Here is a 19,970-nt window from a genome sequence, read left to right on the forward strand (position 1 = left end):
CTTCCTCAGAGATAACGCTCTTCGATCATCGCGACGAGCTGTTCCAGGTGGTCGTAGGTGGGCGGCTCGACCACGTCGACCAGGTCACGGGTGAGCGCGGTGCCCTCGGCGAGGCCGGCGAAGACGCCGGGGTTCGCCGTGCGGAAGCCGTGCCGGGCGGCGAGCTTCGCGAACTCGGGGTCGTCGGTCAGCAGCCGCCCGACCTCGTTCGCGTTCTCGTCGAAGGGCACCAGCGTGTGCTTGCTGAGCACGGTCGGCGACGGGTAGAGCAGCCGCATCTCCGGACCGATCGAGCCGTCGCCCGCGAACAGGCGGGAGGCGTACTGCGCCTCATAGATCATGATCATGGGCGTCTTCCCCATGCCCATCGCCAGGTAGTCCTCGAACGGCGCCTCGGAGGTCGACTCCGAATAGCCCTGGTCGAGGAACAGCGGCGCGACCTGTTCGGCCACCTTCGGGTCGGCGCCCTGCACCACGTCGTCGCCGTTGGCGACGTAACTCGTCATGGCCAGGTACATGGCCGCCGAGTTCGAGGTGCGGATGTCGGTCGTGGTGAGCAGCACCCGTTTCCTGGCCTTGTACGACCCGGGCAGCCCGTCCCACCGGGTGCCCTTGGCCACCAGTTCCAGATATTTCTTGATGTCGAAGGTCGTACCGCTGACGACCCCGGCCTGCGTGAGCGTGCTCACGATCGGCTCGAAGGTGGCCACCGCCATGGGCGAGAAGAACGGCGCGAAGGTCCGGGTCGCCCCGCGGTCCTTCTTGATCTTCTCGGCGGCCGGTGCGCTCGACGGGAAGGCGAACGAATAGGTGCTCAGGTCCACGCTCGTGGCGATCTCGCGTGACCCGGCGGTGTCGACCTCTACTTGGAGGCCGTGTTTGGCGAAGGCGGCCTTGACCTCCGGGTCGTCGAAGAACGGTTTCTTCTCCGACCCGATCACGCCGCGGACAACGGTGACGCCCGACCCCTGGTTGCCCAGGACGAGGGCCGCGACGACCGCTCCCCCCAGGAGGATGGCCAGCGCCACACCGAGCAGTCTTCTCCTCATCTCACCCCGAATTATGTGAGATGCCGCGAATGCCGACGCGCGCCATAAAAAGAATTCAGGGCGCGTTCATCATCCCTTCACGGGTGATGCTTTTCCCTCCCGGTTCGGGTTTTCTCCCTCCGAGTTCGAGGGTGCTGCACCCCGACGCACGATTGCACCCCGGTCATGGTGATCGAGTGTGACGATGCTGTCGCTTTCGGATATCGGGGAGGCGATCATGCATCACGACCCGCTGTTGCCACCGGTGGTGGCTCGGGCTCTCGACGACTACCGCGCACTGCTGGCCGAGCACGGCATCACCTGGGGTGAACCGCCGATCGGCTACGTGCGCATGCTGAGTTTCCTGCGGTTCCCGGACGAGGCCTACCAGATGTCCGGCGACACCGACCTCGACCGGGCCTTCCGCGACGCCGTCGGCGGCCGGGAGATCCCCGACGGCCTGACCGTGCTCCGGCTCACCCCCGGCGGCTACATCCTGGAGGCCCGCTCGTGCGCGGTCCTGTCGGCGACCCCGGTGCCGGGCGTGCTCCTGGTCGATTCGTCCCGTACGACCCCCGCCACCGTCACCCTCGACGGCACGGAGCACACCCTCGGCCCCGGCGGAGCACACCTCGCCGAGTTCACCAGCGACAGCGACCTGCGCGTCGGCGGCGACCGCGTCGACCTGTCGGTGCTCACCCGGGCCGCGATCCCGGCGCGGCTGCGCCTGCGGGCCGGGTTCCCCTGCCGGTGGAGCGTGACCTCGACCGACGGCCAGGGCTGGTGGCCCGACGGCGTGCCCAACCGGCGCGACTACCACGGCGTGCCCTACTTCCACGGCGACGACGTGACCGTCTCCGTACCGGCCGAACCGCTGGTCGTCCGGGTCACCCGCGGCATGGAGTACGACACCGCCGAAGCCCAGGTCACCCCCGCGCCCTGGCGCGAGACCACGGTGCACCTCACCCCCGCCCGCCTCTACGACGCCGCCGCGAAAGGCTGGTTCGGTGCCGACCTGCACGTCCACCTCAACTGGGCCGGTGACGTGGTGGCCGCCCCCGCGGAGGCCGCCGCCATGCAGCACGGCGAGGACCTCCACGTGCTCAACCTGGTCGCGGGCAACGTGGCCGGTCACCGGGTCTACGACCAGGAGGCGCTGCACCACTGGGCCGGTCGCGACCTGCCGTGGTCGGACGCCGGGCACGTCGCCCGCATGGGCGTGGAATACCGCAACGACCTGCTCGGCCACGTGCACGCCTTCGGCCTGGCCGCGCCGCCGTCGATCTACCACACGGGCTTCCTCGACGACGCCGACTGGCCGCCCAACGGCGCCGCCTGCGGTGAGCTGCGCGAACTCCAGGCCGTCTTGGGCTACGCCCACCCGTTCCACGGGCCGATCTCCACCCCCGCCGACGTCGTCGGCGCCGGGGGCCGCGACTGCAACGCCCGCGCGCTGGTCGTCGATGCCGCTCTGGGCCTGGTCGACGGGCTCGAACTGCTGCACTTCTCGGAGATCTCCGGCACCGTCGAGGTCTACCGGCGGCTGCTCGGCGCGGGCAACCGGCTGGCCGCGCTGGCGGGCACCGACTCGATGCTGTCGTACACCCGGCAGGACACCGTCTCCAGCCCGCCCGGCTGGGAACGCGTCTACGCCCGTCTCGGCGGCCCCCTCTCCGCCGAGGCGTACGCGCACGCCGTCAGGCAGGGCAGGACGTTCGCCACCACCGGCCCCTGGCTGGAACTGACCGCCGGGGGAGCCGAGATCGGCGACACCTGGTGCCTGTCGGCCGGAGACGAGATCGAGATCGTCGCCCGCAGCGTCGGCCCCGAGGTCGAACGCCTGGAGATCGGCACCGCCGACGGCGTGCTCGCGGTCGGCCCCGCCGGGGAACTGCGGGCCACCCTGAGGATCACCGACCCCACCTACATCGTCGCCACCGCCTCCGGCGGCCCCCACCGCCGCTCCCTGCACCGGCAGGTGTACGCCCACACCAGCCCCATCTACATCGACGTCGCCGGACGCCCGGTCGCCCGCGCCGAGGACGTGCGCTGGTGCCTCGAATGGCTGGCCCTGCTCGACCAGACCGTCCGGACCCGCGCCCGCCTGAACTCGCCGAGCCAGCTCGCCGACCACCTCGACCTCATCGAGAAGGCCGCCCAGATCTACCGGTCGCGCCTGTGCGGAAATTGATTTGAGCCCTGGCGACCAGGTCGCCTAGCCTGGACGACGTCACATCGCCTGCCTTCGGGAGATCCGTTGAAGCTCTAGAGCTCATGTCCGTTTCTTTCTGACAATGACCTCTGGAGTTGGTGCGCCGTGTTGCGCTGTGACGACCTTTTCTTCTATTGGGCCGACGGCACCCCCGTCTTCGAAGGCCTCGACCTCGTGATCGGCCCCGGAGTGACCGGGCTGATCGGGGTGAACGGTTCCGGCAAGTCCACCCTTCTCAAGCTGGCGGCCGGTGAGCTGGTGCCCATCCGGGGCTCGGTCCAGGTGTCGGGCTCGATCGGCTACCTGCCGCAGAACCTGCCGCTCGGCGTGGGACGTACCGTCTCCGACCTGATGGACATCACCACGGCCCGGCGCGCCCTGCACGCCATCGAGGCCGGTGACACCTCCGAAGAGCACTTCGAGAACGTCGTGTGGGACGTCGAGGAGCGCGCCCGCGCCGAACTCGACAGGCTCGGCCTCGACGACGTCGGCCTCGACCGGACCGTCGCCACGCTGTCCGGCGGAGAGACCGTCATGGTCGGCCTGGCGGCCGAGTTCCTGCGCGCCCCCGACGTGCTGCTGCTCGACGAACCGACCAACAACCTCGACCTGTCCGCCCGCCATCGCCTGTACGACGCCATCACCTCCTGGCCGGGCACGATCGTCGTGGTCAGCCACGACCGGGTGCTGCTCGACCTGGTCGACCGGCTCGCCGAACTGCCCGACGGGCGCATCTTCGGGGGCGGGCTGACGGCGTACACCGAAGCGCTCGAAGTGGAGCAGGAGGCGGCCGAGCGGATGGTCCGCGCGGCCGAGGGCGACCTGCGGCGCGAGAAGCGCGACCTCATCGAGGCACACGAGAAGCTGGCGAAACGGGCCAGGAACGCCAAGAAGGCGGAGGCGACCCGGGGCCTGCCGAAGATCGTGGTCGGCGCGAAGAAACGCGCCGCTCAAGAGAGCGCCGCCAAGCACCGCATCATGCACGAAGGCCGGCTCGCCGAGGCCCGCGACCGGCTGAACGAGGCCGAAGACGCGCTCCGCGACGACGCCGAGATCCGCATCGACCTGCCCGGCACGGCGGTACCCCAGACCCGCATGGTCCTGGAGTTCCCGCTCGGCGGCACGTTCGTCACCGACCGCGACGTGTCGGGCCCGCTCGAAGTGGTGCCGGAACGCCGCGGCCGCGAACCCTCCGAGCTCGTCATCCGGGGCCCCGAACGCATCGCCCTGCTCGGCCCCAACGGGTCGGGCAAGACGACCCTGCTGGAGGCGGTGCACGACTGGCCGGAGCTGGTGCCGACCCGCTACCTGCCGCAGCGGCTCGACGTCCTCGACGAGACGGTGAGCATCGCGGCCAACGTGCGGGCGGTCGCGCCCGGCGCGAGCGAGACCGAGATCCGCGCCGGTCTGGCCAAGTTCCTGTTCCGGGGGAACCGGGCCGAGCAGATCGCCGGCACGCTGTCGGGCGGCGAGCGGTTCCGGGCCGCGCTGGCCCGGCTGCTGTTCGCCCAGCCGCAGCTGCTGCTGCTCGACGAACCGACGAACAACCTCGACCTGGCGAGCGTGCGCCAGCTGTCACAGGCGCTGGCGAGCTACCGGGGCGCGCTCATCGTGGCCAGCCACGACCTGCCGTTCCTCGACTCGATCGGCATCACCCGGCGGCTGGACCTGTGACCTGCTTCTGAAACGCGGAGAGCCGCGCCCCTGGAACAGGGACGTGGCTCTCCGGAGTTCGGGGTCAGCTGGAGAAGAGCATGCCCACCCAGCTGTTGCGGCGGTGGCCGTAGTGGTGACCGCCGTGGTGGCCGCCACCCCAGGCGGGGCCGTGGGCGGGGGGCGGGGGCGGAGGCGCAGCAGGCGGGTAGTGCTGCTGGTTCCACTGGTTCTCCATGCGGCTCAGCGTCTCGAGCTCGCCATAGTCGAGGAAGATGCCACGGCAGTTGTCGCACTGCTCGATGTGGACACCGTTGCGGTCAAGGGTCCGCATGTTGCCTCTGCACTTAGGGCACTGCATGAGGTTCATCTCCTTATGTGACGTGCACCGTTCACTCTAGGACAGCGGCGGTGTGGCCAGGATCCTCTCGCAGGAGGACATCAGAGCCGCCGCCGCGTCGTCAAGCGGTGTGCCGTCTTCGCGGGCATTGGCCACCGCGACGGCCGCCAACTGGACGGTCAACGCGCGGGCCGGTCCGTCGAGTTCCCGCCACATGTCGTCGCCCGATATCGCGACGCCACCGGCCCGCAGGTAGGAACGTGTCAGCCGGTCCCACGACTCGGGGTCGAGGATGCCGCTGGCGAACCACGCGGCCGGGCGGGCCAGATCCCACACCGGGTCACCCCAGCCGAGGTCGTCGGGGTCGATGAGGACCCACCGGCCGCCGTACTCCACGAGTTGCCCGAGGTGGAAGTCGCCGTGCGTCAGCAGCCGTCGCCGCTGGGTCAGGTCGAGGGCGGGATAGGCCAGCGCGGGCAGGTCGCCGGGGAGCAGCCGGCCGACCGCGTCGGTCACCCGGGCCGGGGCGCCCATCATCGGGGTGCCGTCGGGAACCGGACGGCGGTGCAGCTCGGCGAGGAGTTCCCCGGCGTGTTCCCATGGGGCGTCGTCGAGGTCGTCGGGGGTGAGGGGCCTCCCGGCGGGCCACACCGAGACCAGGCGGTCGCCGATCCGGTCGAGCGACAGGGCGCTGAGCATCAGGTCGTCGGGGAGTTGCACGGCGAGGCGGGCGCGCAGGTCGGCCTCGTCGGTCTCCACCGGGTGGGCCTTGACGACCACGTTGCCGACGCGGACGACGAGCACCTTGGTGTCCTTGAGCACCGTCACCGGGCCGCCGCCCACGTGGCGAACCAGGTCGTCGAGGAGCAGCGGGTCGTCCAGGAGGGGCACCCGGACAATCTATAAGGTCGCGTACATGAGAATCGGCTTCGGTGTGCCCGTCTCGGGCACGTGGGCGACGCCCCAGATCATGGCCCGGGTGGCGACCCGCGCCGAGGAACTCGGCTACGACGAGGTCTGGACGTTCCAGCGGCTGCTCCATCCGGCCGCCACCGACATCGGCGCCGCCTACCGGAGCGTGCAGGACCCGATCGTCTCGCTCGCCTACGTCGCGGCGCTGACCTCGCGCATCCGGCTCGGCGTGGCCGTGCTGAACCTGCCGTTCTTCTCGCCCGCGCTGCTGGGCAAGCAGCTCGCCACGCTCCAGGCGGTCAGCGGCGGGCGGCTCGACGCCGGGCTCGGGCTCGGCTGGATGGAGGAGGAGTTCATCGCCTCCAAGGTGCCGCTGGAGCGCCGGGGCAAGCGCGCCGACGAATACCTCACGCTGCTGCGCCGGTTCTGGACCGACGACGTGATCGAGCACCACGGCGAGTTCTACGACGTGGTGCCCTCCCGCCAGGACCCGAAGCCCGAGACGCCGCCGCCCATCCTGCTCGGCGGCGGCGCGCCCGCGGCCCTGCGCCGGGCCGGGCGGCTGGCCGACGGCTGGATCAGCTCCAGCCGCATGCTCAACGACGACCTCCCCGCCATGATCGCCACGATCAGGGAGGCCGCCGAGGAGGCCGGCCGCGACCCGTCGGCGCTGCGCTTCGTCTGCCGGGGCGTCACCGCGCCCGGCGACGACGCCTCACGGCTGCTCGCCGGTCCCTACGCGAAGATCCGCGAGGACGTCGAGGCGCTCGCCGCCCAGGGCATGACCGAGATCTTCCACGACCTCAACTTCAACCCCGCCTTCGGCGCCCCCGACGCCGACCCCGCCGTCTCCCTGGCCCTGGCCGAGGAGGCGATGGAGAACCTGGCGCCCTCTAAATGAGCCCGTAGGCCTGGGCGATCAGCTCGTACGAGCGGATCCGGGTCTCGGTGCCGTGGGTCATCGTGGTGATCATCAGCTCGTCGGCGTCGGTGCGCTTGCGCAGCTCGTCGAGGCCGGTGCGGACCTGCTCGGGGGTGCCCAGCGCGACGTTCGACAGGCGGTCGCGCACGAACTCGGCCTCGAACGGGCTGAAGGTGTACGCCGCCGCCTCCTCGGGCGTCGGGAACGGGCCGGGGTTGCCCGACCGCAGCCGCAGGAACGACAGGGCGCCGGGGAGCGCCTGGCGGTGGGCCTCCTCCTCGGTGTCCGCCGCCAGCGCCGACACGCCGATCATCGCGTACGGCTCGGCCAGCACCTCCGAGGGCTTGAACGAGGTGCGGTAGATCTCCAGCGCCGGTTCGGTGTTGGCCGCGCTGAAGTGGTGCGCGAACGCGAACGGCAGCCCCAGCAGCCCCGCCAGCTTGGCCGAGAAGCCGCTCGACCCCAGCAGCCAGATCGGCGGCCGCTCGCGCCCGCGCGGAATCGCCTGGATCCGCGGATAGGTCCCGTCGAGGAAGGCGGTCAGCTCGGCGACGTGCTGCGGGAACTCGTCGGGGTCGACCTCGGCCCGGCGGCGCAGCGCGTGCGCGGTCGCCATGTCGGTGCCCGGCGCCCGGCCCAGCCCCAGGTCGATGCGGCCCGGGTGCAGCGCCTCCAGCGTGCCGAACTGCTCGGCCACCACGAGCGGCGCGTGGTTGGGCAGCATCACGCCGCCCGAGCCGATCCTGATCCGCTCGGTCGCCGCCGCAAGATGGGCGATCAGCACGGCCGGGGAGGAACTGGCCACACCCGGCATGCCGTGGTGCTCGGCCACCCAGATGCGGTGGAACCCCCACGCCTCGGTCTTCCTGGCCAGCTCGGTCGCCCCGCGCAGGGCCTCGGTGGGGGTGATCCCGTCGCCGACGGTCGCGAGCTCCAGAACCGACAGCGGGACCTCGGCCGTCCCGCGGGCGACGCCACGAATATTGTCCATGAACACGGTTAACCGGAGTCTTACTCCGTTTATTTCCTTCTGCGATGCTTAGCCCCATGAGTGAGCGCAAGCCGATCGAGTGCTGGCTGTCCGACATGGATGGCGTCCTGGTCCACGAAGGTCAACCCGTGCCGGGGGCCGACGAGTTCATCAAGCGGCTGAGCGCCTCGGGGAAACGGTTCCTCGTGCTCACCAACAACTCGATCTACACCCCGCGTGACCTCTCGGTCCGGCTGCGGTCGGCCGGGCTGGACGTTCCGGCCGAGTCGATCTGGACGTCCGCGCTGGCCACCGCCGACTTCCTGGCCGGGCAGCGGCCCGAGGGCAGCGCCTACGTCATCGGCGAGTCGGGCCTGACGACCGCGCTGCACGACGCCGGTTACTACCTGACCGACCTCAACCCCGACTACGTCGTGCTCGGCGAGACCCGCACCTACAGCTTCTCCCACATAACGCGCGCGATCCGGCTGATCGAGAACGGCGCCCGCTTCATCGCCACCAACCCCGACGCCGTCGGCCCGTCCCACGAGGGCAACCTGCCCGCCTGCGGCGCGGTGGCCGCGATGATCACCAAGGCGACCGGGGTCGACCCCTACTTCGTCGGCAAGCCCAACCCGATGATGATGCGCAGCGCCCTCAACCGGATCGACGCCCACAGCGAGTCGACCGCGATGATCGGCGACCGCATGGACACCGACGTCGTCTGCGGCATGGAGGCCGGGCTCCACACGATCCTCGTGCTGACCGGCGTGGCCAAGGCCGACCAGATCGACCGCTGGCCCTACCGCCCGTCGCAGGTGGTGAACTCGGTCGCCGACCTGATCGACATGGTGTAGCTGCCACGTCCTGGCAGGAATCCCTGCGAGTGTGGTCGGTATGCACACGATCTACCTGGAGCTCGGCAAGAAGCGGGTCTTCGCCAACTCGGTCGACTGGCCGGGCTGGAGCCGGTCGGCCAGAACCGAGGACGACGCGATCGAGGCGCTCCTGTCCTACGAGGAGCGCTACCGCGTGGTGGCCGACCGGGCCGGGCTGACGTTCGAACCGGGCGAGATCCGGGTGGCCGAGAAGATCACCGGCGACGCGACCACCGACTTCGGCGCCCCGGCGCTTCCGGCCGTCCTCGACTCCGAGCCCTGGGGCGCCGACGAGGCGGCCAAGAACGCCGCCCTCATGAAGGCGGCCTGGGAGGTCTTCGACGACGTCGTCGGCATCACCCCCGAGGAACTGCGCAAAGGCCCGCGCGGCGGCGGACGCGACCGCGACAAGATGGTCGCCCACGTCGTGAACGCCGAACGCGCCTACGCGGCCAAACTCGACGTGCGGATCAGGCCGGCGGAGGTCGCCGAGATGCGGCCGCGACTCCTGGAAGTGGTGTCCCGGCCGCTCGACGGCGACGACTACAAGTGGCCGGTCCGCTACGCCTCACGGCGCATCATCTGGCACGTGCTCGACCACGTGTGGGAGATGGAAGACCGCACCGAGCGCTAGGAGACGTCGCGGCGCAGCTTCTTCACGTCGGACCGGCGCTTCTTGTTCTGCAGACGGCGCTCGACCTGGCCCTTCGAGGGCTTCGTCGGGCGCCGCTTCTTCGCGGGCGGCGCGATCGCCTCGCGGAGCGTCTGCGCCAGCCGCATGCGGGCGGCCTCCCGGTTGCGGAGCTGGGAGCGGAACTCCTGCGCGCTGATCGTCAGCACGCCGTCGACCAGCCGATTGGCCAGCCGGGTCAGCGCCCGCTCCCTCTGGACGTCGGTCAGGATCTCGGTGTTGGCGATGTCGAAGCTGAGCTCGACCCGGCTGTCGGTCGTGTTCACACCCTGGCCGCCCGGCCCGGAGGAACGCGAGAACCGCCAGCTGAGCTCGGCCTCCGGAATCTCGGTCATACCGCCCCACATTAGCTGTGCGTTGACTTCACCCTCCACGGCTTTAACCGGGAGGACGCGCCCGTCACCGGGTCGCCTTCCTGTTTCGTCGGGCCGCGCCTCCCCGGAAGGCTCCGGAGCCGGACTCACCATCCCTCCGCAGGTGTTTCACCTGTCCGCCAGCCCGGCGGCCAGGACGTTCCTCGCGGCGTTCACGTCTTGGTCGTGCACCACGCCGCAGACGCACGTCCCCTCCGGGATGTTCAGTGGCATCGATGGGGTGACGTGACCACAGCCCCGCGCCGAGCACCGCTTGCTGGACGGGAACCAGCGGTCCACCACCAAGAGCTCCCGGCCGTACCAGGCTGATTTGTACTCCAGCATGGCGCGAATCGTCCGCCACGACGCATCGGTGATGGCGCGTGCGAGATGGTGGTTTCGGACCATGTTCCGCACGGTCAGATCCTCGATCGCGAGCGTTTGGTTCTCGCGCACCAATCGAGTGGTGACCTTGTGCAGATGATCTCGCCGTCGGTCGGCGATACGCGCATGGATGCGGGCGAGTCTCGCCGTGGCCCTGCGGCGGTTGGCCGACCCCGCGACCTTGCGGGCAAGGCCGCGCTGCGCTTTGGCGAGGCTCTTGCGATCTCGTCGTTCGTAGCGTGAGCAGGTGGGTCAGCCCGGCATCGATCCCTACGGCGATCGCTCCCATGTCGATGAGAGGAGTGATCTTCTCCTGTACGACGATGGACACGAACCAGCGCCCTGCCGGATCCCTGGTCACGGTGACCGAGGAAGGCTGCGCCCCTTCGGGCAGTGGACGTGACCACACGATGGAGAGCGGGGCGGGCATCTTCGCCAGCCACATCAGACCGTCGCGATAGCGGAGGGCGTTGGCCTGGAAGGTCGCCGAAGCCCGGGATCTGTGCTTGGACTTGAAACGCGGGTGTCGCGCCCTCCTGGCGGAGCGCTTGCTGGAGCGGAACGTTGGACACCTCGCGCAGGAATTCCAGCTTCGGATCCTGCTTCCACGTGGTGAGCCATTTGGCCGTGTCCACGTAGGTGGGCGTGATGCCTCCGTCCCGGTAAGAGAGGCGGTCGCGATCCGGGCGTTTTTCCGGCACTGTGGGCGGGTGACGATCGTCGGGGTGCACGGCATCGGGAAGTACAAGTACTTCGAGCAGGGGCAGGGTTCTCCGGCCAAGGCGGCGGAGCTGATGCGGGCCAAATGGAACCGTTATTTCCACGACGGCGGGCTGACGGCCGCACCCGTGGTCGAGGTCGCCTATTACGCCCATCACCTGCGCAAGGGGGCGCCGCTGCCGCCGAAAAAGATGGCGCCGGCCGAGAAGATGGTCTTCACCGACTGGATGCGGCAGGTCGAAGACCACCGCGTCGCCGTGGCGGCGGGGGAGACGCTGACCTCGATCGTCCATCGGCTGGCGGGGTGGCTGCTCGACCGGCTCGGCGACGGGGCGATGAAGTTCGCCGAGGACTTCTGCCCGGAGGTGGCGACCTATCTGGGGGGTGGGTCGCCGCGGTCGCTCTCGCGGGACGCGGTGGCCGAGGTGATCCGGCGGCGGAAGCCGCGGGTGGTGATCGCCCACTCGCTGGGGAGCGTGGTGACCTACGAGGCGCTCTGGGCGCACGCCGACCTTCGGGCCGAGCTGCTCGTGACGCTCGGGTCGCCGCTGGGGATGCGGAACGTGGTGTTCGAGCGGCTGGCGCCGCTTCCCGTCGCCGGGATGGGGGCGAAGCCGCCGGGGGTGAAGCGGTGGATCAACATCGCCGACAAGGATGACATCGCGGCCATTCCCACCGAGTTACGTCCGGTGTTCGGCGGACTGGAACGTGACTACCAGTGCAACATTGACTGGCTGGACTTTCATACCGTCCGGAATTACCTGGGTTGTGGTGTCTTGAACTCCCATTTGAGGGACTTTCTGCAGTAAAAAGCTCGATAGGGTCGTCGCGTGCCGTACACCGAAGGGACCCGGGCCTTTCAGGTCGACCTGCGCGGAGTGGTCGATCTGCTCAGCCGGCATCTCTACTCCAGTCCGCGGGTCTACGTCCGTGAGCTGTTACAGAACGCCTGTGACGCGATCATCGCGCGGCGGGCGGGCGATCCGATGGCGCCCGGACGCATCCGGGTGGAGGTGGGGCCCGACGCGATCCGGGTGCACGACACCGGCATCGGGCTCACCGAGGACGAGGTGCACACGCTGCTGGCGACGATCGGGCGCTCGTCCAAGCGCGACGAGCTGGGGTTCGCGCGGCACGAGTTCCTGGGGCAGTTCGGCATCGGGCTGCTGTCGGGGTTCCTCGTCGCCGACGAGATCCACGTCGAGTCGCGGTCGGCCTCCGGCGGGGCCACAGTTTTATGGATCGGGCGGTCGGACGGTAGTTACGACGTCGCCACGACGAGCGTTCACAAGGACGAACCGGGCACCACCGTCACCCTGCGTCCCCGGCGTGACGCGGCCGTCTGGACATCCGGGCGGACCGTAACCGAATTGGCCACGCTGTTCGGGTCGCTGCTGCCCGTCGAGGTGACCGTCGACGGCACTCCCGTTTCCGGGGCGGGGGCGCCCTGGCAGATCCGCCACGCCGGGCCGCTGCAGCGGCGGGAGGCGCTCATCTCGTACGGGAGAGAGCTCTTCGGCTTTTCCGCCTTCGACGTGATCGACCTGGAGGTGCCCGAGGCGGGGCTGACCGGGGTGGCGTTCGTGGTGCCGCATCCGGCCAATCCGGGGGCCAGGGACGCGCACCGCGTCTACCTCAAGGGCATGCTGCTGTCGGAGAAGCTGACCGGGCTGCTGCCCGACTGGGCGTTCTTCGTGCGGGTCGTGGTCGACGCCGCCGAGCTGCGGCCGACCGCCTCGCGCGAGGCGCTCTACGACGACGACCTGCTGGAACACACCCGCGACGCGCTCGGCACCCAGCTGCGCGACTGGCTGACGAAGCTGGCCGCCACCGACCCGGCCCGGCTGCGGGCCTTCCTGCGGCTGCACCACCTCGGGGTGAAGGCGCTCGCGCTGCACGACGACGACATGCTGCGGCTGGTCGACCGGTGGCTCGAATACGAGACCGCCGACGGGCCGATGACCCTGGCGCAGTTCCGGGTCCGCCACCCCAGCGGGCGCTACACCACGAGCGTCGACGAGTTCCGCCAGCTCGCCGGGGTCTGCGCGGCCCAGGGCGTGGGCCTGCTGAATGGCGGCTACGTCTACGACGGCGACATCCTGGCGCGGCTGTCGCGCATCGAGCCCGGCCACGGGCTGTCCCGCCTCGAACCGGCCGAGCTCACCACCCGCATGGCCCCGGTCGACCCGGCGGCCGAACTGGCGGTACGCGGCTTCCTCGGCACCGCCGCCAATGCGCTGGCACCGCTCGGGTGCGAGGTGGTGCTGCGCGACTTCGACCCGGCCGCGCTGCCCGCCCTCTATCTGACCAGCAGGGCCGCCCGCCACGACGCCCAGGCCAAAGAGGCCGCCGAGGTGGCGGGGGAGATGTGGGCCGACGTGCTCGGCGCGCTCGACGCCGGGGGCGGTGAGAAGCCGCAGCTCGTGTTGAACCACCGCAATCCGCTGGTGCGCCGGGTCACCCGGCTGTCCGACCCGGCGCTGGCCGCGACCGCCGTCGAGGCGCTCTACGGCATGGCGCTGCTGCACGGCCACCACCCCATGCGGGCGGTCGACACCGCCACCCTCAACCGCTCGTTCCTGGGCCTGCTCGACTGGGCCGTCAATGGATGAGATCGCCGACCTGATCGACCAGGCGCAGGCGCTGCCGTACGGCGAGGCGAAGACCACGCTGCTGGAGACGGCGCTCCAGCGGGCCGAGGAGACCGGCGACAAGGGCCTCATCTGGGCGGTCCGGATGGAGCTCACCGAGGCCTACCAATATGGCGCCGAGCACGCCAAGGCGTTCGCGGCGTTCGCCCGCTGCCTGGCCGACCACGACGCCGAGCCCGGCGGCTTCGGCGACTGGTCGCTGCACAACGTGCTCTGGCACTTCAAGTGGATCGTCGGCGACCTGCGCCGCTTCCCCGAGGTGCCGCTGGCCCGCACCCACCAGATGCTCGACGACATGGAGCGCCGCTACCGCGAGAGCGGCAACGGCCTGCACGCCGTGCACGCCGCCCGCTGCGCCCACGCCGCCCACCTGGGCGACTTCGAGCAGGCCGACGAGCTCTACCATCGCTGGACGACCACCCCCCGAGACATCCTCAGCGACTGCGAGGGGTGCGACCCGACGTCCAAGGCCTTCTACCTCACCCTGCGCGGCCGCGACGAGGAGGCGGTCGCGCTGGCCGAGCCGGTGCTGAGCGGCGAGCTGACCTGTCACGTACAGCCGCAGAGCATCCTGACCACCCTGCTGCCCGCCTACGTGCGCACCGGCAGGTACGCCGAGGCCGCCCACGCCCACCGCGTCGCCTACCGGGCGATGCGCGGCGACGCCAACGAGGTCGAGGAGCTCGCCACCCACGTGTGGTTCTGCGCGGTCAGCGGCAACCTGGCGCGCGGCCTGGAGATCTTCAGCCGCGAACGCCGCCTGCTGGAGCGCGCCCCGAGCCCCGGCGCGGCGATGTGGTTCGCGGCGGCGGGCGCGCTGCTGCTCCGCCTGCTCCGCGAGCAGGGCCACGCCCAGCCCGGCGACGCGGACGAGGAGGCCGCGCTCACCACGAAGGCCCGCGAGATCGCGGCCCGCTTCGACGCCCGCAACGGCACCTCAGAACAGAGCCGCCGCGTGGACGAATGGCTCACCGCCGAACCCTTGCCCGACCACGTGCCGCTCGACCCCCGCGCCCGGCACTCCCCGCCGCCGCTCCCGCCCGCGCCCCTGCCGCCCGCGCACACCCCGGAAGAGCTGCTCGACCTGGCCGAGGAGGCCTGGCAGCGCGGCCGCCTCGACGAGGCCAGAGCCGCGTGGGAACGTTACGACGCCGGACCGCAGGACCCCGCTTTGGAGGCACGGCGGGCCGACGGCCGCGGCCTGACGGCCATGGTCGCCGGAGACATGGAACGCGCCCTGGCCGAATGGCGGCGCGCCGCCGACCTGCACACCGACGACGACCGCCGCCAGAGTTCGCTCGGCCGTCTCGGCCTGCTGCTGTGCCAGCTCGGCCAGGAGGCCGAGGGCCTGCCGCTGGTCGAAGAGTCCACGGCCCGGCTCGACAACCCCAACGCGGTCACCCGGCTCGCCCACGCCTATCTCGCCGCCGGCCGGGAGGACGACGCCGAACGGGTGCTGGCCGCCGCCGCGCCCACCGGCACCGGGCTGCTGCTGCTCGCCAACCTGCGCGGCGACGCCGAGCTCGCGCTGCTGGCCCGCGACGCCCTGCGCGCCGAGGACGACCGTGAGGGCCTGGCCCGCGCCTGCACCCTCTACGCCCACATCCTGCTGAACCGGGGCGTCGACGACGAGGGCGTCCGCGAGGTGCTGGCCGCCTACGACGAGGCGATCGCGCACGCCCCCGAGGCCGAACGCGCGGGTGTCCACCACGACCGGGGCGGCCTGAAGCTCCAGCTCGGGATGGTCCCCGAGGCGCTCGACGACCTGATCGAGGCCGTCGCGCAGTACGTCGCCGTCGGCACCATGGAGCCGGTCCGGTACGCCCGCCTGTCGCTGGCCGAGGCCTACGCGCGGCTCGGGCGGCTCGCCGAGGCGGAGATCACCGCCGAGGAGGCGCTGGCCGCCTTCCGCGAGGCAGGTGACGACGAGGTGTGCGAACAGATCGAGGCATTCATCTCCGGCCTGGAAGAAGACGGCTGACGGACGCCTGGCGTTCATTGACAACGGGTACGGCCACAGCTGTTCATTTTTGGTTCCCGTGCTGGTCAGAGGCGTAAAAGAATTCCGACAGACGGGACGTCTGCACTGTCAGAGTGCAGCGCAGATCGTTCATCACCGGCGTGATCCTGGCCGCCGCCGCGCCCGCCCTTCCGTCTCTCCCCTCGCGCGCCCTGAAGACCGATCCCTTCGGCGTCGGCGTGGCCTCGGGAGACCCCGCCCCTGATGGCTTCGTGTTGTGGACCCGTCTGGTGATCGATCCCTACGGCGCCGACGGCCGGGGTTCGATGCCCTCGCGGGACATCGACGTGAAGTGGCAGGTGTCCACAGACGAGAACTTCGCGACCATCGTGCGCGATGGGACGGCCGTCGCCTCGGCCAGGTCCGCGCACAGCGTGCACGTCGAATTACGCGGCCTCCAGCCGGGCCGGGAGTACTTCTACCGCTTCCGCGCCGAGAACTCCGTCTCGCCCGTCGGCCGCACCCGCACCAGCCCGACGACGCTGTCGCCCCTGGCGTTCGCCATCGCGGCCTGCGCCCACTGGGAGCACGGCTACTACACGGCCTACAAGCGGCTGGCCGAGCAGGAGCCCGACCTGGTCGTCCACCTGGGCGACTACATGTACGAGTACCAGCCCAACGGCTACACCGCCCCGTTCGGCAACATCCGCACCCACTCGGGCGGCGTGAAGTGCGCGACGCTGGCCGACTACCGGATGCGGCACGCCCAGTACAAGAGCGACCCGGACCTCCAGGCCGCCCACGCGGTCGCGCCGTGGCTGGTCGCCTTCGACGACCACGAGATCGAGAACAACTGGGCCGCCGGCGTCTCCTCGACCGACGCGCCCGCCTTCGACCAGCGCCGGGCCTTCGCCTTCCAGGCCTACTACGAGAACATGCCGCTCCGGAAGGCCAGCGTGCCCAAGGGCGCCTCGATCACCATCAACCGGCGCGTCTCGTGGGGCCCGCTGGCCCGCTTCCACCTGCTCGACACCCGCCAGTTCCGCGACGACCAGGCGTGTGAAGACGGTGTCCGCGCCGGCTGCGACGACCGGCTCGACGACGGCCGCAGCCTCCTGGGCAAGGGCCAGCACAAGTGGCTGGTCGACGGCCTGCGCGACTCCCCGGCCCAGTGGAACCTGGTCGGCCAGCAGATCGTGATGACCCAGAAGGACCTCAAGTACGGCCCCGGCCGCGAGGTCAACCTCGACTCCTGGGACGGCTACGCCGCCGAGCGCAACCAGCTGCTTCGCGGGATGGCGGGGGTGAGCAACCCGGTGGTGCTCACCGGCGACGCGCACATCCACCACGCGGCGGAACTGCGGACCGACTTCGACGACCCCAGCACCAACGTCGGCGTCGAGCTGGTCGCGACCTCGATCGCCAGCGACGGCGACGGCTACCGCGACACCGAGCGGATGTCCGCGCTCCGTGCCGAGAACCCGCACATCAAGTACCTCGACCAGCGCCGCGGCTACATCCTGGCCCGCCTGTCGGCCGAGGAACTGACCGCCGACTTCCGCACCCTCGACTACATCAGCCGTCCGGGCGCCCCGGCCAAGACCTCGGCCCGTTTCACCGTCCCGTCGGGTGAGCGGAGGTTCGCATGATCTTCGGTGTCGCGGTGCTGAGCCTGCCCCTTCTCGTGGGCCTCGCCCCCGCCTGCGCCACGACCGGCGTCTTGGCCGTCGCGCAGCCCTACGCGACGGTGGACGGCCAGGTCAGAGCGGGCGCGGTGCGGGTGTTCGTCGATCTGCGGGAGACCCTGACGATCACCCAGGACGACCCCGAACCGGGCGACATGTTCGGCGCGGCCCTGGCGACCGGGGACTTCGACGACGACGGCTGCACCGACCTCGCGATCGGCGCCTCCGAGGAGGACGACGGGCCGCTGAACGGCGCCGACGGCCACGGCGTCGTCGAGATCCTCTTCGGCCTCACGGACCGGAAGGTCGTCACCCTTCCCGGCAGCGGGGGAGACCGCTTCGGCGCGGCCCTGGCGGCAGGCGACCTCGACGGCGACGGCGACGACGAACTCGCCATCGGCGCCCCCGGCGGCGGCTCGGTCTACGTCTGGGGCCAGGGCGCGAAGCTGCGCCGGATCAAGAACGAGGGCGGCGCCGTCACCGACCAGTTCGGCGAGGCCCTGGCGACCGGCGACTTCAACGGCGACGGCACCGACGAACTGGCCATCGGCGCCCCCGGCGCCAACCTCATCCGCCAGGGCGAGGGCACCGTGACACTGGTCTCCAAGGGTCGCCGCCTGCTCTACTCCCAGGAGACCTACGGCATCGACGGCCTCTCGGAGAGCTGGGACGCCTTCGGCGCCTCCCTGGCCACCGGCGACTTCAACGCCGACGGCCACGACGACCTGGCGATCGGCGTGCCCGGCGAGGGCCTGTCGTCGCTCCAGCGGGCCGGCGACTACGGCGAGGGCGCCGTCGACGTCGTCTACGGCTCGCCGAGCGGCCTGCGCCCGGCCACCGCCGAGGCCTGGACCCAGAACACCCTGGCCGGGGACGCCGTCATGTACGACCGCTTCGGCACCTCCCTGGCCGCGGGTGACCTCAACGGCGACGGCGACGACGAACTCGTGGTCGGCGTGCCGGGCGAGAACGCCGTCCAGGTGCTCGCCGGGACGCGGACCGGCGGCCTGACCAAGAACCACAACCTGCTCATCCCCGGCCCGAAGGGCGCCGAGTTCGGCGCCGCGGTCGCGGTGGTCGGCGGGAACCTCGTCGTCGGCGCCCCGACGCGCGGCGAGATCACGCTTTTCCGGGGCAGCGTGAAAAAGGGTTCGTATCCGGGCGTGAATAAGAACGGGAAGAAACTGGCCGAGGGCGACGGCCTGTTCGGATTCGGCCTCGGCTAGAAACGGATTCTGATTCCCGTCAGGGAAATCAGCGCGGAGATCGCCATCATCCCGGCGCACGCGTACATGGAGAGCTGGAACCCCGCGTCGAACAGCGCGGGGTTCTTGTACGCCTCCCCGGTCAGCCCCACCAGCGGCGGGATCGCCGCGACCGACAGCAGGCTGCCGGTTCTGGCGACGGCGTTGTTGACCCCGCTCGCGATGCCCGCCTGCCGCTGCGACGCGCTGGCCAGCACGGTCGCCGTCAGCGGCGCGACCGTCGCCGACAGGCCGAGGCCGAACAGGGTCACCGGCGGCAGCACGTCGGTCAGGTAGTGGGCGCCGGGCCCGATGCGGCTCATCCACATGAACCCGATCCCGGACAGCAGGGTGCCGACCGTCATGGGCCAGCGCGGGCCGATGCGGCGGGCCAGCTCGCCCGAGTAGGGCGACAGGACCAGCATGAGCAGCGTCAGCGGCACCAGGGCCGAACCCGCGGCGAACGGGGAGAACCCGGACACCGTCCGTAGCTGGAGCACCAGCAGGAAGAACACCACGCCCATGGCGGCGTACATGAACAGCGTGACGACGTTGACGGCGGTGAAGGTGTGGTTCCTGAAGATCGTCACCGGCACCAGCGCCTGGGCGCCCCGGTGGTGCTCGACGATCACGAACCCGGCCAGGATCACCACGCCCAGCACCATCGGCACGTATTCGATCTCGATCAGGCCGTAGGTCAGCGCGGCCAGGCCGACCGCCGCCAGCGCCGCGCCGAGCACGTCGAACTTGCCGGCGGCCTCTTCGTCGCGGGTCTCCGGGACGTGTCTCATCGCGATGAGCAGCACGATCACGGCCAGCGGCAGGTTGATCAGGAAGACCCAGCGCCAGCCGATCGTCTCGACGATCCAGCCGCCCAGCAGCGGCCCGATGGCGGCGGCGACGCCGCCCAGGCCCGACCAGGCGCCGATCGCCTTCGGCCGGTCCTCCGCCGAGAACGTGGCCTGGATGATCGCCAGCGAACCCGGGGTGAGCAGGGCGCCGCCGATGCCCTGCAGGGCGCGGGCCGCGATCAGGGTCTCCATGCTGGGCGCCAGGCCGCACAACGCTGAGGCGATGGCGAACCAGACGACGCCGATCGCGAAGATCTTGCGGCGGCCGTAGCGGTCACCCAGGGAGCCGCCCAGCAGGATCAGCCCGGCGAGGGTCAGGGTGTAGGCGTTGATCGTCCACTGGAGGCCCTCGATGTCGGCGTTCAGGGCGCGGCCGAGGTCGGGCAGCGCCACGTTGACGACGGTGCCGTCGAGGAGCGCCATGCCCGAGCCGAGCACCGTGGTCACGAGAATCCAGCGGCCCTTGGCCGAACTGAGCTGAACCGCTTGCATGCCCCCAACATAGTCACGGGCAGT

At 70.7% G+C, this 19,970-nt stretch carries 16 protein-coding genes and 1 pseudogene; 10 read left to right on the forward strand and 7 right to left on the reverse strand.

From position 1 onward, the window contains the following. Nucleotides 1-5 precede the first annotated feature (5 nt). Nucleotides 6-1,049, reverse strand: coding sequence for a hypothetical protein (locus tag ACYQ78_RS04820; protein ID WP_459799434.1), 1,044 nt, complete (start codon nt 1,047-1,049; stop codon nt 6-8). A gap of 217 nt (nt 1,050-1,266) precedes the next feature. Here ACYQ78_RS04820 and ACYQ78_RS04825 point away from each other — a divergent pair, with 217 nt between their 5' ends. Both ACYQ78_RS04825 and ACYQ78_RS04830 read left to right on the forward strand, forming a co-directional pair. After that, nucleotides 1,267-3,219, forward strand: a complete 1,953-nt coding sequence (locus tag ACYQ78_RS04825; RefSeq protein ID WP_459799435.1) for a CehA/McbA family metallohydrolase — start codon at nt 1,267-1,269, stop codon at nt 3,217-3,219. Nucleotides 3,220-3,345: 126 nt separating this feature from the next. After that, nucleotides 3,346-4,914 (forward strand): ABC-F family ATP-binding cassette domain-containing protein, encoded by a 1,569-nt coding sequence (locus tag ACYQ78_RS04830; RefSeq protein ID WP_459799436.1) that lies wholly within the window; start codon nt 3,346-3,348, stop codon nt 4,912-4,914. Nucleotides 4,915-4,978: 64 nt separating this feature from the next. On the opposite strand, the gene ACYQ78_RS04835 is transcribed toward ACYQ78_RS04830, so the two are convergent. Together ACYQ78_RS04835 and ACYQ78_RS04840 are read right to left on the reverse strand one after the other, a co-directional pair. After that, nucleotides 4,979-5,263 carry a TFIIB-type zinc ribbon-containing protein gene (locus ACYQ78_RS04835; protein WP_459799437.1) on the reverse strand — a complete coding sequence of 95 codons (285 nt, stop codon included), beginning with the start codon at nt 5,261-5,263 and terminating at the stop codon, nt 4,979-4,981. Nucleotides 5,264-5,290: 27 nt separating this feature from the next. Then, on the reverse strand, nt 5,291-6,124 hold the full coding sequence (locus ACYQ78_RS04840) for a phosphotransferase (protein ID WP_459799438.1): 834 nt from the start codon (nt 6,122-6,124) through the stop codon (nt 5,291-5,293). A gap of 25 nt (nt 6,125-6,149) precedes the next feature. On the opposite strand from ACYQ78_RS04840, the gene ACYQ78_RS04845 reads away from it, so the two are divergent. Then, nucleotides 6,150-7,046 carry a TIGR03619 family F420-dependent LLM class oxidoreductase gene (locus tag ACYQ78_RS04845; RefSeq protein ID WP_459799439.1) on the forward strand — a complete coding sequence of 299 codons (897 nt, stop codon included), beginning with the start codon at nt 6,150-6,152 and terminating at the stop codon, nt 7,044-7,046. Here ACYQ78_RS04845 and ACYQ78_RS04850 read toward each other — a convergent pair. After that, nucleotides 7,039-8,058 (reverse strand): LLM class flavin-dependent oxidoreductase, encoded by a 1,020-nt coding sequence (locus tag ACYQ78_RS04850; RefSeq protein ID WP_459799440.1) that lies wholly within the window; start codon nt 8,056-8,058, stop codon nt 7,039-7,041. The genes ACYQ78_RS04845 and ACYQ78_RS04850 overlap by 8 nt on opposite strands. Before the next feature lie 56 nt (nt 8,059-8,114). Here ACYQ78_RS04850 and ACYQ78_RS04855 point away from each other — a divergent pair, with 56 nt between their 5' ends. After that, nucleotides 8,115-8,894 carry an HAD-IIA family hydrolase gene (locus ACYQ78_RS04855; RefSeq protein WP_459799441.1) on the forward strand — a complete coding sequence of 260 codons (780 nt, stop codon included), beginning with the start codon at nt 8,115-8,117 and terminating at the stop codon, nt 8,892-8,894. A 40-nt stretch (nt 8,895-8,934) separates the two neighbouring features. Beyond that, on the forward strand, nt 8,935-9,549 hold the full coding sequence (locus ACYQ78_RS04860) for a hypothetical protein (protein WP_459799442.1): 615 nt from the start codon (nt 8,935-8,937) through the stop codon (nt 9,547-9,549). Here ACYQ78_RS04860 and arfB read toward each other — a convergent pair. Both arfB and ACYQ78_RS04870 read right to left on the reverse strand, forming a co-directional pair. Next, nucleotides 9,546-9,941, reverse strand: coding sequence for an alternative ribosome rescue aminoacyl-tRNA hydrolase ArfB (arfB, locus tag ACYQ78_RS04865; RefSeq protein ID WP_459799443.1), 396 nt, complete (start codon nt 9,939-9,941; stop codon nt 9,546-9,548). The two genes, ACYQ78_RS04860 and arfB, sit on opposite strands and share 4 nt — an antisense overlap. A gap of 11 nt (nt 9,942-9,952) precedes the next feature. Beyond that, nucleotides 9,953-10,984, reverse strand: a pseudogene (locus tag ACYQ78_RS04870) (RNA-guided endonuclease InsQ/TnpB family protein); the annotation flags it as partial. A 69-nt stretch (nt 10,985-11,053) separates the two neighbouring features. Between ACYQ78_RS04870 and ACYQ78_RS04875 the strand changes: the two are divergent. The 5 genes from ACYQ78_RS04875 (at nt 11,054) to ACYQ78_RS04895 (ending at nt 18,585) form a co-directional block, all read left to right on the forward strand. After that, on the forward strand, nt 11,054-11,872 hold the full coding sequence (locus ACYQ78_RS04875; RefSeq protein ID WP_459799444.1) for a hypothetical protein: 819 nt from the start codon (nt 11,054-11,056) through the stop codon (nt 11,870-11,872). Between the two features lie 21 nt (nt 11,873-11,893). Continuing rightward, nucleotides 11,894-13,675: an HSP90 family protein gene (locus ACYQ78_RS04880; protein WP_459799445.1), complete on the forward strand. Its 1,782-nt coding sequence runs from the start codon at nt 11,894-11,896 to the stop codon at nt 13,673-13,675. Next, nucleotides 13,668-15,695, forward strand: coding sequence for a tetratricopeptide repeat protein (locus ACYQ78_RS04885; RefSeq protein ID WP_459799446.1), 2,028 nt, complete (start codon nt 13,668-13,670; stop codon nt 15,693-15,695). The genes ACYQ78_RS04880 and ACYQ78_RS04885 overlap by 8 nt, the downstream gene beginning before the upstream one ends. 113 nt (nt 15,696-15,808) lie before the next feature. Beyond that, nucleotides 15,809-17,323: an alkaline phosphatase D family protein gene (locus tag ACYQ78_RS04890; protein ID WP_459799447.1), complete on the forward strand. Its 1,515-nt coding sequence runs from the start codon at nt 15,809-15,811 to the stop codon at nt 17,321-17,323. Next, complete coding sequence (locus ACYQ78_RS04895) at nt 17,320-18,585, forward strand: FG-GAP-like repeat-containing protein (protein WP_459799448.1); 1,266 nt, start codon at nt 17,320-17,322, stop codon at nt 18,583-18,585. Before ACYQ78_RS04890 ends, ACYQ78_RS04895 begins: the two co-directional genes overlap by 4 nt. On the opposite strand, the gene ACYQ78_RS04900 is transcribed toward ACYQ78_RS04895, so the two are convergent. Next, nucleotides 18,582-19,946: an MFS transporter gene (locus ACYQ78_RS04900; protein WP_459799449.1), complete on the reverse strand. Its 1,365-nt coding sequence runs from the start codon at nt 19,944-19,946 to the stop codon at nt 18,582-18,584. The two genes, ACYQ78_RS04895 and ACYQ78_RS04900, sit on opposite strands and share 4 nt — an antisense overlap. Nucleotides 19,947-19,970 lie beyond the last annotated feature (24 nt).

This window comes from Herbidospora sp. RD11066, assembly GCF_054661255.1.